General features: G+C 49.3%; 11 protein-coding genes. 1 reads left to right on the forward strand and 10 read right to left on the reverse strand.

Annotated elements, in window-relative coordinates; all coding sequences use genetic code 11:
- Positions 1-205: 205 nt before the first annotated feature.
- The 4 genes from BFU02S_RS02535 to BFU02S_RS02550 all read right to left on the reverse strand — a co-directional run bounded on the left by BFU02S_RS02535 (position 206) and on the right by BFU02S_RS02550 (position 4413).
- Positions 206-835, reverse strand: a complete 630-nt coding sequence (locus BFU02S_RS02535) for a hypothetical protein (protein WP_066366153.1) — start codon at positions 833-835, stop codon at positions 206-208.
- 170 nt (positions 836-1005) lie between these two features.
- Positions 1006-2319: an AIPR family protein gene (locus tag BFU02S_RS02540; RefSeq protein ID WP_066322390.1), complete on the reverse strand. Its 1314-nt coding sequence runs from the start codon at positions 2317-2319 to the stop codon at positions 1006-1008.
- A gap of 178 nt (positions 2320-2497) precedes the next feature.
- Entirely contained in the window at positions 2498-3988 is a 1491-nt protein-coding gene (locus BFU02S_RS02545; protein ID WP_066366156.1) for an IS1182 family transposase, read from the reverse strand.
- Positions 3989-4065: 77 nt separating this feature from the next.
- The gene (locus BFU02S_RS02550) at positions 4066-4413 is read right to left on the reverse strand and encodes a hypothetical protein (protein ID WP_066322385.1); all 348 of its coding nucleotides are present in this window, start codon (positions 4411-4413) and stop codon (positions 4066-4068) included.
- Positions 4414-5004: 591 nt separating this feature from the next.
- On the opposite strand from BFU02S_RS02550, the gene BFU02S_RS02555 reads away from it, so the two are divergent.
- Positions 5005-5445 carry a MarR family transcriptional regulator gene (locus BFU02S_RS02555; protein WP_066322380.1) on the forward strand — a complete coding sequence of 147 codons (441 nt, stop codon included), beginning with the start codon at positions 5005-5007 and terminating at the stop codon, positions 5443-5445.
- A gap of 138 nt (positions 5446-5583) precedes the next feature.
- On the opposite strand, the gene BFU02S_RS02560 is transcribed toward BFU02S_RS02555, so the two are convergent.
- The 6 genes from BFU02S_RS02560 to BFU02S_RS02580 form a co-directional block, all read right to left on the reverse strand.
- Positions 5584-5769: a GrpB family protein gene (locus tag BFU02S_RS02560; protein ID WP_066366158.1), complete on the reverse strand. Its 186-nt coding sequence runs from the start codon at positions 5767-5769 to the stop codon at positions 5584-5586.
- A gap of 247 nt (positions 5770-6016) precedes the next feature.
- Complete coding sequence (locus tag BFU02S_RS02565) at positions 6017-7201, reverse strand: GIY-YIG nuclease family protein (RefSeq protein ID WP_066366160.1); 1185 nt, start codon at positions 7199-7201, stop codon at positions 6017-6019.
- The gene (locus BFU02S_RS02570) at positions 7202-9286 is read right to left on the reverse strand and encodes a DEAD/DEAH box helicase (protein WP_066322379.1); all 2085 of its coding nucleotides are present in this window, start codon (positions 9284-9286) and stop codon (positions 7202-7204) included. It abuts the gene before it with no gap.
- A complete protein-coding gene (locus BFU02S_RS17120) occupies positions 9283-10365 on the reverse strand; it encodes a type IIL restriction-modification enzyme MmeI (RefSeq protein WP_439950983.1) in 1083 nt (360 codons plus the stop codon). Before BFU02S_RS17120 ends, BFU02S_RS02570 begins: the two co-directional genes overlap by 4 nt.
- The gene (locus BFU02S_RS17125; protein ID WP_218005645.1) at positions 10346-12124 is read right to left on the reverse strand and encodes a class I SAM-dependent DNA methyltransferase; all 1779 of its coding nucleotides are present in this window, start codon (positions 12122-12124) and stop codon (positions 10346-10348) included. The genes BFU02S_RS17120 and BFU02S_RS17125 overlap by 20 nt, the downstream gene beginning before the upstream one ends.
- Before the next feature lie 534 nt (positions 12125-12658).
- On the reverse strand, positions 12659-13888 hold the full coding sequence (locus BFU02S_RS02580; protein ID WP_066322375.1) for an IS256 family transposase: 1230 nt from the start codon (positions 13886-13888) through the stop codon (positions 12659-12661).
- Between the last annotated feature and the right edge of the window lie 17 nt (positions 13889-13905).

Genomic DNA, 13905 nt, shown 5'->3' on the forward strand with positions numbered 1-13905 from the left:
AGTATTAAACTCTCTCGTTCCAGTAGACGCGGTTTAGGAATTCCAAAGGCTAGGAGCAGTAAGTGACAAAAACCTTGATATATCAAGGTTTTTGTCACTATTGTTCACCGATTATCACGGTCAGTTTTAAGTAGCATATGGGCAAGATATGGGCAACCTAGTTCATAAATGTGGGCCAAACAGTTTATATCCGGAATAATTCGTGTTATTTCACAGTCACCCAGCAACCTTGGTCCTCGTCATATTTTTTAATAATTGGTGGATTTGTGGAGTCATCCAACCATAGTTGATAGATGCTTGCTGGTGGGGCATCACCAGCATGTGGCTGGGTAAGATGCTCAGCAAGTCGATTACCGATTTCTTGTGGTGTACCCAATCCAAGTTTGGTCTCATATATATGGCGTATAATTTGCGTACAAACATCTACTAATTCATTTTCACCGAGGATATTTTTCATTCTGTTGATAAAGTTCAAGCACAGGGCTATATTCTTTTTACTATAAATCCCCTTTGGGTCCTTTCTATCTACACTCCATACAAGGAGGTTTTCGTTATCCCTACCAGACAATTGCATTTTATAGCCCGTATATGCGCAGATCCCACCGACTCGATCCCACTCCTGTTTTAGGTATATTGCAAAGGCTTCAATCGAAGGGAAACAGGTGTGGCAAACCTTTGCACGGTCAGCGGAGTTCCAAATAGCGTATGCCCTGTTCCAAAACATATGACAAGAATCCTTTTTACAAAGGAAAATTTGCTTACCATGCAAAGAATCATTGCAAATTAGGCATGTTGACCGTTTTTGTGGTTGCCTATGCTGTCGCTTCTTTTGCATTTTTTAATTATCCTTTCTGTAATCCCTTGACTACGTATGAATCTCCGCTCTCTACCACGTTTTAAACATTCAGGTTTACTGACCCAATTGCGTAGCCCTAGCTATCACTCTCCAAGAGCTGAAATCGACTTGAGTTGTTTAAAAACGACATATCACATGCCTCAATTACGTTAAGTGAAATACTTTTCAACAATATCTTTACACTTTGAAACATTCTTGAATAAACTAGCCAAGTACGCCTCTTGATAATCAGTTTCTGTAACTTTGGACAATTCGACAAAGGCCGCCTTGGTTCTATATTTAATAGTAGTAGTTTCATCCTCTGTTAGATATATCTCAGGCGAATTAATAATATCCCTGGATCTCTTATAAACCAAGTGGGTAATAAAGCGGTTACCATGAGCTGCACATAATTTCTCACGTCCTGAAGAGTTTTGCTCGATTTCTTTAAGTTCACGTTCAACTATGCGTAATATTTGGACTAATCGCCATAGCTCAATACAGTTGACCGACGAATTGAACAATATTTTGTACGGTGTCTTCTCAATGTCATCCCACAATTTTCCTATTTCTCGTTTTGCTTGAACTGTTAGCTCTATTCCCTGTTGGTAGCATGCACGTGCTACCGTGGCATCTATAATGTCAAAGCCATCTATGCCGTGACCCACAATTTCACCAGACTTGTACACATAGGTAATTCCATATAACGCCAATTCCTCTTTTAGCCGCTCTTGCTCTGGATCCAATGCAGCAAAATCCCGTTTCTCAATTCTATTTTGAGTGTTCGTGTTTTTTGTTACATCTTTTTCGAAGTCCGGTGGGCTACCCTCAAGTTCAATGAACCTTATCGGTACCATCGCAAGTTGAACTTTTTCAGGATACAAGCTAGCAGCCTTAGCTATGGCCCCCGCCGTTTGAGCACCGTTCACTATCTTTAGGTCTTCAATTTCAAAAATACCGGATTCTCGCGAATTCCCACCGATTGGCTTCTTCTTGATGGTCGAACACAATGCTGTGATCCCATTATTGTAGTACCAGAACTTCTCCGGTTCCTTATGTAGTGTGGCAATAATACCGTCATTAACATCTGTATCGCCTAAGAAAAGACGGATGTTAGGGGCAAATAACTGTGGATAGTAATCTTCCCACCAACTTGCTACGTCGCTTGCCGCAACTTGGCCATAATATGCCTTATATGGTGTCTCGATTCGTCCCCAATTAGAGAGAACGACATCAGCCTTAATTGACTCACCCTTAGATCCCCTAGCTATCATATTGTATATGTTCGATTGCCGTAGTGACCTAAATCGAGCAAATTCAGACGTATCATTCATTTCTTCAAGAAAGGCGTCTACATCAGTAGAAATATCCTGACTAAGGGGTGCCTGCCCAGTGTATACAAGTACTATCATAAATTTCGTATTAGCATCGCTGAGGGCAAGTTCAATGTCCCTCTGGTGGCTTTTTACCTTATCATTGAACAAGTCAAATCTAGGAATTGTTAAATAACGGACTCCACGTAGGAACTTCTGAAACTCACCTAGGAGTCTGTCCGACGGACTGAGTAAATGCGGGTACTCCCCCCCGTCGAAGACTCAATATTTGCCATATTATAGTAGTTTTTTAGCGCTTTAGTCCTTATCATGACCCATATTTTCCGTATTACGCTGCGTTTTTCTGTTTTTGGGCAGACTTCTCCCGCTTATAGAGAGTGGCGGGTTTGGGATTTTTGGCAGAATGCAGCTTTCGTATATTGTAACTGAGCGCAAGCAGGACAAATTCGCCAGCGACTTTCTGCTCGCCGCGAAGGTGAAATTGGCGGAATCCCTGTACTTCTTTCATTTCGCCCCATGCAGGTTCTACGATGGCTTTGCGTTTGCGGTAGACTGCTTTACCGGCATCACTCTGCACTTTGGTACGCATCGCTTCGCGAACCGGATCGCTTTCGGCACGTGTAATCGTGCGTTTACCGGATTTCCCTTTGGCGCAGTCCTTTTGGAAAGGGCATTCACAGCAAGCCTGGCATTCGTATACCCATTTGGTTTCTTTCTTCGGGTTGTTGGCATGCTGAGTAGCTTTGAGCTCTAATAGTTTTCCTGCAGGACACACATACGTATCCGTTTCGGGATCGTAACGAAAGTTGGTTTTATCGTACGGATTCTGAGCGCGCTTGCCTTCTTTCACGGCAGCGATGTAGGCATCGACTCCGGCTGCTTCCGCCGCTCCGATATTGGCGGCACTGAAATAACCGGCGTCCGCGCTCACTTTTTCCGGTGTACGTCCCGTATTCGCTGCTACGGAAGCCAAAACACCTTCGAATTGTTGCTGGTCGCTCGTGCTGTTCGACATCTGCAAGCCAACGATAAAATGTTGGTCGGCATCGACAGCGATTTGCGGGTTATAGCCCTGAATGACGCCTTGCGTCTTCGTATCCATGATGCGGGATTCCGCATCGGTGAAGTTGATTTGATCTTTTTCCGGCGTGTCGGATTCTGCTTCCGGCTTCCGCGCCTCCAACTCGCTCAGCGCTTCCCGGATTTTATCCAGCCGCGCCTGACGATCCTTTACTTCAGCGTTCACGGATTCCGGGAGCAGTACAGGGCTCTCCTGTTCTTCTTCCACTCCGGCCTTCTTCAGCGCTTCCTTGATCTCGCTTTCCAGTCGCTGAAGTTCTTGCTTCATGCGCTCCCGCGACATCGCTTTATGCTTGGAAGCATTCGCCCTCACTTTGGAACCGTCGATGCTGACATGGCCAAGCGAGACATATCCCAACTTCATGGCGATTTCGAGTACTTGTTGAAATAGGCCCGAAATCTGCTCCAAATGATTTTTTCGGAAATCGCTGATCGTTCGGAAATCGGGTTTGTCCCCGCCGCACAACCAACGAAACGGAATATTTTCGTCCAAAGCGGTACGAATTTTGCGGGAGGTGAACACGCCAGTGGCATATCCATAAAACCACAATTTCAATAACAGAGCCGGGTGATAGCCTTCTTCCCCGCGGTCGGAGTACTTCTTCGTGATGGCCGACAAATCCAATTGGTCGACGATGTCGCTTACCAATCGCGCCAAATGGTTTTCCGGTACCCATTCACTAAGATAAGTTGGGATAAGTTCTCCTTGTTCCGTTGAATAAGGCTTGAATTTCGCCACCGCTACGCACCTCTGCTATTGAGATACACATATAATTCGACAAACAGAGACATTATTCCTGCCAAAATATGACCGATTTATATATTTATTTCTATTTCAGTCCGCTTCGTCGGACAGACTCCTAGATCAACACTTCCCTTTCCATCTTGTCTCCATTTAGACTGAACTAGATATAATATTTTCTCGGAACTTCGATAATATAAGGCGTCAATTCCGTTGTCACGATATCCGTCAGTAACAGACGCAGCCGCATCTTCCACTGAAATTTCCGCTAAACTCATAAGGGAAAATGCAGCCAAAGAGCGCGTAAGAAAAGCATTTTCGCGTTCTTCTTCTGACTTTCCGTTATAGTCGCTAAGATCTATCAAATTCGTGAACAAATTCGTTAAATGATTGCGAATCACACCAATATGAAACTCACTCACGGGAAGCCACCTCAAAAAATGTGATATTTACCCTTAGCAAGGCTGAACGACAATCTTATACAAGATGAAGAAGCAAATTTCTATACGAGATTGGAATAAATGCCTTATGGATGAAACAATCGGCAAAACAAATGATATCAATTATCCGTTCCACATGGTATACCCAATCAATCGAGTAAGAGGGGGCGGCTAGCCCCCGTCTCATTTTTCGGTGTGGTCACTTGTTATAGACTCACCCAAATGGTTTTAACCGATCTGCCAATGTCTCTCCAATCTAATTTATGGCAACAATGGGATGGTTATAGTTCCTATTAATCTATTTGTTCAAGTGATGGGCCCTTATGAGAGCTAAAAATTATATATATTCTCTGGGGTCCACCTACGATGTTTGTCGATCTTTATTAAATGTTCGGTGCCCCACTGGGTTCACTGGGTCTTCCTACCCGCGCTCCGCGCATGTTTACGCGATACAATTACAACAAGCCTCTGTGACTTCTATTTTCCTCGAGTGCAGTTTAGACTGCTGCACAATCAATTTTGTGCTTCCGGCTAGCGCCAGCAAATCAAATTTATTTTGAGGAGGATACAAGAATGTTCACCAATGATGAAAATCCAAATGATTTAAGAAAAATTCAATTAGTGGATCTTGCCAAAGAGACAGACCTACCTCCGGAGAGCATCCACCGCGTGCTGAAGAAATTAGAGGATCAAGGATATATACAAATCAACCGGCCAAAATCCGATGAATTAAAAGAACAAAGTTTGATCAAATCTGTTGATAAGGGAGATACCACATCTACACTTTCACAGGAAGAACTCTGGATGTTATTCAAATCACGTGTTGTTAATGATTATGATATGGCTGACGATCAACATAAAATGATGATCGTCGAAGATAACGACATTGACAAAACAATCGAATGCCTAAATAGACGATTACAGATAGCTCAATGGTTAGATCTAAAATCACGGATTGTTAGAACTTATAAAATGGCTGAAGGCAAACATTCAATGATCATATTAAAGAAGTAATAATTTCTGGGTCACATTTCATTATTAAATCAAAACTAATTTGACTCAGCTTATGCGACACGGTAATTAATGAGGAAATCCCCTTCTCGGAAGGGGATTTTTCTCGTTATACGTGGTTGTATTGATCAGCACTTCAGCCTAGGATCTGACTACAACATGCATATCGATGATCGGCTTAGCTGATAAACCTGGAACTGATGTACTGCCTACATGCTCTATTGCAACAACGATGTCCGTAAGAACTGGAGTCACGAAGTTCCGAACAATTTCAAACATAGAAACCCAACTTGGATTGTATTCAACTATCCGTATTCGTTCCGCCATGAGCCCTCCAAAGGTCAATGTTCCTATACTCTACTGCCCGTTAACTGAGTAAGGGGCCTCACTGCTCTCTGTCGCATAAACTACCTAGTTCAATAGCATTCGGTGGTAGATTCATGATTTTCTCCGGACTCGGTGGGCGTGATTTTTCGGATTCACCGGCCTAAATATTTCCGGAACAGGTGGCGGTATTGACTGGAATATGCACAATGTCGTCTTTCCCGCATTTCATCATCTGAGCATCCCATCTCTACTGAGCAAGGCAGACCAAACTGGCCGTCCTGGGATCATAGGCCACATTGGTAATTGAGCCATCCCGAATACGGCGCACCGCTTCGTCAATCACGTGCAGTGGCACGAGGAACCATTCCTTTGGCCGTACAGGGTGGCCAAAGCGGTCATGGATGGTGAGGTCGAGCTGGGCCGGTGCAAAGATGCGGTGTAATATACATTCCAGTTTCGTTCGGTTGATACCGGCCAGTTTGTAGGTGGCGACGACTTCGACATCCGCCAGCAGGTAGGTGGCATCGTGCGCCGCATTAGCGATGCGTGTTTCAACTTTACCGCCCGTTACGCCAATCTTATGAATGAGTTCGCGGTGCTCCGCAATGAAGGGGTGATTGGACAGGCTGCGCAGGACATAGATAGTACCACTTTCGATATCGCCTTCGTCCCAGATTGAGCTGAACAACGGCCCGGAAACCGGCTCGGTCACGCGGCGCCCAGCCTCGTCTTTGTACAGCGCACGCTGCAAAGACCTGAGCAGGAGATTACTTTCGGTACCGTTAGAGTATATGACTCTAAGCCGAGCATCAGGATGGCCATTCGGTGCTCGAAATTCATCCCCCTTCTCAGCCACGTAGACAAGTTGGCCGCCCAAAATAAAGAAGTTACCCGTATTGACACTCGCATCCTTACCAAATGGCCGCGTTTGTCGAACACCAGATTTGATTTCGCGCTCAACCTGCTCAAACAGCGGCCGGAAGTGTTCGAAGTCCTCACACTTCTCGCGTTTGGCGATCTCCTCGGCCGCCCGTATTTCGGCTCGGGAGCGCACATGGCGTAGTTCTGTAATGCTGGAAGGGCCATCCGCGCCTTCAAGTGCGGCGAGCAATTCATCGTCATCCATCGATTCCACCGGGTTGACCGACGCATTCTCAGCCCCACTCAGTAGCCCTTGGTAATCGAGTGGCACAAGAAGATCCCTGCATTCCTCTAACGCACGTAGGCGATCGAGTCGCACGGCGTAGAGCCGCTCGAAGATATCGTTGTCTTTCCCATGCTGTGGAGCACGGCCATACCGCTCGACAAATCGCTGGATTTCCTCAAACCCCGCGATGATGCGTTCCTCACGTGGCGAGTGAGAGCTTGTCTTCGCTATCTCCGTGTCCACACCAAGCGCATCTAGTAGTTCGTCATCAGTAAGCCTAGACATTTATCTCCCTCCACTACCTTCTGCGGCCTTTTGCTGGGCACGATAGCGCTGCAACGCTGCGACACCTTCGGCCATGCGCTTCTCCCATGGGTCTTGCGCATTTATGTCCGGTAGTCGCCCGTGCTCCTTCTTGAATTGCAAAGCCCGTTCAGCCAACATTCTGGCATCTTCGTAGGGGATACTGACACGCTTCGCCGCAATCGCGGCCGCAACCTGTTTCAGACTGTCCTCGCTCATCGTCTTGGCGAGGATGGCGTAAGCCTCGCCGAAAGGATTGATGCTGTCGATGAGGTCGATATCCAATTCCCGCACGTCCATCGCGAACTTACGCACGTTTTCGATGAAGGCAGTATTGGTTAACGGCTCGTTGCTCCCCCCGGAGTTGCCGCCGATCCCAATTTTCTTGGCCTGTTGCGTCAGGTTAAGCGTAGCGATGGCGTGCTGGCGGACCGCTTCCAGATCCTCTTCCTCGAGGTTGGGGTACTTTTCCCTAATGATCTTGCCCATCCGAAGCTGAGTCAGCTCCTCCGGCATCAGTTCTTGATCAAACAAGCCACGCTCCAAGCTGGTCTTGTCCTGAACGAAGGTCGCGATCACTTCGTTCAGATCCTCTCGACAAATGCGCACGGCTTCCTCGCTCTTGGGTTCGGAGAAACCTATGATCTCGATCTGCAACTGTCCCGTTTCGTGGTTGAAGCCGACGTTGCACTTTTCTGGGTCATAACCGCCGTCTCCATAGTCGAACCCTTGTACCGGACCGCTCGCTGGATTCTTGGGCTTGAACTCAAAACGAGGCGTAAGGACCTGCTCCATCAGAAGGCTGGCAGCAATGGCTTTCAAGGTGTCGTTCACGGCCTCGGTAACCGCCTGCTCGGAGGCGTCAGGCTCGGCGATCAGGTTGGTGAAACGGGCGCGAGTTTTGCCTGGCGCGTCGCGGGTCGTACGGCCGATAATTTGCACGATTTCGGTGAGACTCGACCGATAACCAACCGTCAGTGCGTGCTCACACCAGATCCAGTCGAAGCCTTCCTTCGCCATGCCGAGGGCGATGATGATGTCTACATGGTCGCGGTTGTTTTTTTGCGCCGGATCTTTCAGTGCCGCCACCACTCGGTCGCGCTTCGTCGGATCATCGTCCACGAGGTCGGCGATCCGGAGGATTCGGCCACCTGGCGTCTTGACTAGCTGGAAGCCGGTCGCAGGATCAGTCCCTTGCCATTCACCCAGCTTTTCGATGATGTGCTCGACCTCCCTGATCTTGTCCTTCGTGCTCTCACGCGAATTGACGTTCGGGATGTGGATGATGGTCTTCTCGGCCGGGTCAAGCACCTTGAGGATGTCATCGGTGTATGAACCGGAATAGAAGAAATAGCTAATGTCGAGCTGCTTAAGATACTCGTATCCGTTGAGCTGCTCGTAATAGGTGTAGGTAACGGTATCGAACTTCGCCTCATCCTGAGGGGCTAGCACGGCTTCGGCGTCGCCGCGGAAGTACGAGCCGGTCATCGCCACGATATGCACACGATCGCGGGCAATGAACTGCCCGAGATATAAGCCGAGCTTGTTATCGGGGTTGGCCGAGACGTGGTGAAACTCATCCACCGCGATGAGCCGATCGTCAAACGCCTCTACTCCGAACTGATCGACGGCAAAGCGGAAGGTAGCGTGGGTACAGACCAGCACCTTATCATCACTTTCAAGGAACGCACCCACCGACTTGACTTTGCCACCGTTGTCCGCGCCAGGCGCGTTACATAGGTTCCATTTCGGCTCCACGTGCCAGTCAGCCCAAAAGCCGAACTGACTCAGCGGCTCGTCGTTGAAGCTCGCACCGATGGATTTTTCGGGTACCACAATAATCGCCTGCTTGAGCCCCTGGTTGTGGAGCTTGTCAAGAGCGATGAACATCAGCGCCCGGCTCTTGCCGGAGGCTGGCGGCGACTTGATAAGCAGGTACTGCTCGCCGCGCCGCTCATAGGCGCGTTCCTGCATCGGTCGCATGCCTAGCGCATTGACCTTGGCCGCACTTCCGTTGCGGGCGTAGGACACCGAAATGGAGGGGATTGATTTATTTCCGTTGGTCATGCGTCTCCCCTCCTCTTGCCCTTCTTGGTCGGTTTCGTTGAAGCCGTCATTTTGGTGTAAAGCTCGAACAGCTTTTCTAGCCGCTCGGTGTCGTTGCGAAAACGACGTCCTATGTAGATGCGCTCCACCACTTCGTCGTTACGCTCATGCGCCTCGCGTAGATCAGCAGGCATGTTGTCGGGGTCATAGAGTTCGGCGATCGTCGCTGGGAAGTGTGCCTCACGCGCCAATAGAATGTCCTCGGCGCAACGGGTAAGGTCGGCCTTGTTCTTCTCGGTTAAAGGTGGAACGGGAAAGGTGTTCCAGCCGAGCGTGTTCGAGTAGGAGAATCGCATTTCTAATCGCACACAGACCGCACCAATCCAGACCCAGTGCAGCCGTGAGGCGATCAAGGCCATGTTCCATATGGGAGCATCGTAAAGGGCAAAGCATCGGTCGCCAACCACGTAGTCGGATGTCAAATAATCAACGGGTAGGTAAGGCCGATTTTCTGATGAAACTCGCGGCACGACGATTGTCGTGTGCTTTGCAAAGCCCGCAATCTGGACGAATCGATGCGGTTGTGATGCAAATTTTCTAGTTGATTCCGCGGCCGATTGGAGGCGGTTCTCTGCCACCAACTTCAATCGCTGCGCTATGAATTCACTTTTCCTTGCTGCCTCTACTTCGTCGTCTTCAATCCACAGGCAATACCGCAGCCTGCCGTGTATCAATTCGTCCGAGCCGACGAATCGCTTGATGAAGGGGCGAGCAGCGGTATCTTCAGCCATAACCCTGGCAGCCAAGTCACTATCCAGAAACAAATGCCCGCCATCGCGCGGCATGTTGCCGAACAGCATGGGCGACTGTTGGCCAATGGGGGCATTGACCTTCTGCACATGGGCTAGGCTATCTGGTACCAGATACGGGCCTATTGCCGAGCACTGCTTGACCAAGCCATCCTGATACAGCTTCTTCGGCGCAGCGGAACTCTTTCCCAAACCGACGATCACCACGGTAACACCCGCGTTATGGCTGGCCAGATTGGCCCACTTAAAAGACGTGTGCGCAAAGCGAATTTCACACCCTCGCTGAAACACCGGAACTTAGACTGGAATATCGTGACTTATGTTGAAGGTGCGCAAAGCGAATTTCACACCCTCGCTGAAACACCACTGGCCACACATCAATAGCCTGCTGACCCTGACAAACACTGTTGGTGGCTACAAATGCGCCAACAGCGCTCGGCTCAGCGTCAATGTAGTCCAGTAATTTGGCGAACCACCCTGTGACGTAATCCGTTGTCTTGGCGAGCTTTGGGTGTTTCAACCATGCATTGGCCAGGTCCTTTTTCTGCTCGTCAGTTTGCCACTTACTGCCCTTGTACGGTGGGTTGCCGCAGATGTACGTTTCTCCACCTTCATTCTCAAAGTCGATCTTCGCCTGATCGAGCGGCGTGTGGAATAGGTCGTCAGCGTGGAGCTTCACACCTGTTCCAGTCGGCGGGCAGATACTAAGCCAGTCCAGTCGCAGGGCATTGCCGCAGGTGATCCAGTTGTCCGCTGAGAGCGGCAAGAATTCGGATAGAGCTAGCTGCATTCCACGATAAAGAACGTCACACTGGAACTCCGCAATGACGAGGGCCAAGCGTGCAATTTCTGCCGAAAAGTCACGTATCTCGATGCCTCGAAAATTGGTCAACGGTATATCACTCTTACGCCCAACTTCGCCACGTCGCCGATTTATCTCGGCCTCAATCGCGCGCATCTCTTTGTAAGCGATGACCAGGAAGTTGCCCGAACCGCAGGCCGGATCAAAAACCCGGATCCTCGATAGGCGCTTGCGCAGGTTTAGCAACTTGCGAGGGTTGTCACCCGCTGCTTCAAGCTGCGCTCGCAAATCATCCAAGAACAGCGGATTGAGTACCTTCAGGATGTTTGGCACGCTCGTGTAATGCATACCGAGCGCACCACGTTCCTCATCGTCGGCAACGGCTTGGATCATGGAACCAAAGATGTCCGGGTTGATCTTCGTCCAGTCCAGGCCACCAATGTGCAGCAGGTAGGAGCGCGCGATCTTGCTGAACCTTGGCACATCTACACTGCCCGAGAAGAGTCCGCCGTTCACGTAAGGGAACGCGTCGGCCCAGCGAGGCAATTTTGCTTTCGCGCGATCATCAATCTTCGTGTTCATGGCGCGGAAGATTTCGCTGATCACTTCATGCGTGTTCGAGGCATCGCGCGCGCTCATCTGCTCGATGGTGTTTGTGAACAGACGCATCCCGCTGAAGATGCCGGTGTCCTCGGCAAAGAAGCAGAAGATGAGACGCGCCATGAATTGGTTCATCTCGTGGCGTCGTTCGGCCGTTCCCCATTGCGGGTTGTCTTTCAACAGCTCGACATAGAGCCGGTTCAAACGGCTCGTTGCCCGGATGTCGAAGGAACTTTCTCGTACCTGCTTGACGGTCGTGATCCCGGCAAGCGGCAGGAAAAAGCCAAAATGATCCGGAAAATCCTGATAGGAACATGCGACCGTCTCGCCGGACTCCAGATCCTCGGCCTCAAAATCTACCCCGTCAGTGGCGAGGATGTAGCGCGCCTTCGCCCTGGACGTTGCCGGGCTTGCTTTCAATGCGGCAAGAGTCTTGGTAACTTCGCCAGGCTGGGCGACCGCGATATGGATGTTGTTCGTCTGCAGGACGCCGCCCAGGTCAGACTTATTCGTTTCGCCCGAGCGCAGTCGCTTGATTGTCGTCTCCTTGTTCCCGAACGCCCGCAGGAAGGCAAACGGGAACTCCTCCTTGTCAAAAGGCTGGTCCGCCAATTCGGAGACTGCTGCTTCGATTTCTACTGGGTTCATTTCGGCATCGAGTCCCTCCCGGTTTAGTTATGTTGCCGGCATGAAGCCCTAGTGCACTCTCTGTGGCAACAGTAAACGCCGTTCCAACCATACCCGACTATCAAGGCAATAGATAGCCGCGTTTATATTTTAGCGCTGCATTGGAATGTAGACTCTTAACGACAGTATGTCATTTCTACTTTGAATATAGTAACACCTAAATTTGAAGTCTATCAAGGTGGACTGACTCATCCATATATTCTTCGTAAGGGTCTGGGCTACCAAGTTACGCCCAGCGGAGTCGGAGTGGAAATATATACGGTCCCTACATCGACTTTTGTTCCGCAGAGCGTGTCTCTTCGGGAGGTCTTGCGATCACGTTGGATTCGATGATATTCGCTAAAACATATTTGATGTAATACATAGGTGTACTATTCTACATTCCTGTCCGTTAACGATAAGGGCCGATGCCATCTGCTCATAAACCTCCGTTAATTCAAGTGTTAATTGGATCAAGTCCATATTTGTGTGTAAAATCCCTCGGTCATATGAAGCCTAGCGAATATGAGTCACTTTGGAAGCTTTCTTTTCTGGTACTTGAGTTTGCTGCCAGGCTAGATACTCGTTCATATCAAGATACTTTCTGCCACTTGCCCACTTTTCATCGATCTCTATGAGCAAAGCACCGATGAGACGAACGACGGATTCCCGGTTGGGGAAGATGCGAATGACTCGTTCACGCCGTCGAATCTCCTCATTGAGCCGTTCCATTCCGTTCGTTGTTCGTAGGCGTTTTCGGTATCTTTCTGGCAACATGAGGACAGCTGTCGCATCTTCAAAACCAGCTTCCAGAATCCTCATGGCTTTGGCCGCCTTGCTCTCGTAAGATTCCAGTACCTGCTCAAGAAGCAATCGAGCGGTATCCATATCCGGTGCATCCAGAATCGCCCTTACACGTGGATACAGCTCCTCCTGCAAAGCTTTAGGAGTTGCATCCAGGATATTCCGCATGAAATGGGTCTGACAGCGCTGCCAAGTGACACCCTGAAAGTGGTTGCGTACAGCTCGAACCAAGCCACCATGATGATCAGACACAATCAAGTCCACTCCGCGTAAATCCCGGCTCTTCAACCAAGCAAAAAACTCACTCCAGCTCGCTTCTGACTCACTGTCTCCAAGCATCAGTCCGAGAATTTCACGGTGGCCGTCTGTATTCACTCCATATGCCAACATCACGCCTCGAGCACGGACACGGCCTTCTTCACGAACCTTCAATACGAGGGCATCGACAATGACAAATGGGTAGCGAGAATCACGGAGACTGCGATTGTTCCAAGCGTTCACCACGGGATCCAGACGTTTGCAGAGTTCGGACACAGTAGACTTGGAAAACTCCGTACCACACAATTTCTCCGTTATCTGGGTCACTTTGCGGGTCGAAACACCATTCACGACCATCTCCATCAGCGCCAAGACAAGAGCTTGTTCACTCCGTTGGTATCGGGCAAACAACTCCGTAGAGAATTTACCGTTACGAATACGAGGAACTCGAAGAGTAATCGTTCCCACACGGGTAGTGAGTTGGTGAGGATAGGTACCATTTCGATAACCTTGTCGGTCTTCCCTCCGCTCATAGGGCTCTGCAGCCAATTGTTCGCTCGCTTGAGCCTGCAATACTTGGTTCAATACGGATTCTAACAACGCAGCCACCCCGGCATCCTGAGAATTCCCCAAAAATAACTGGCGCAAAAGCTTAGAATCTACGGTAATCTGGTATTGAGCCATGACAAAAACTCCTCTCC

Origin of the sequence: Neobacillus fumarioli NBRC 102428 (assembly GCF_001591485.1) — a bacterium.
Classification (GTDB): domain Bacteria; phylum Bacillota; class Bacilli; order Bacillales; family Cytobacillaceae; genus Neobacillus; species Neobacillus fumarioli.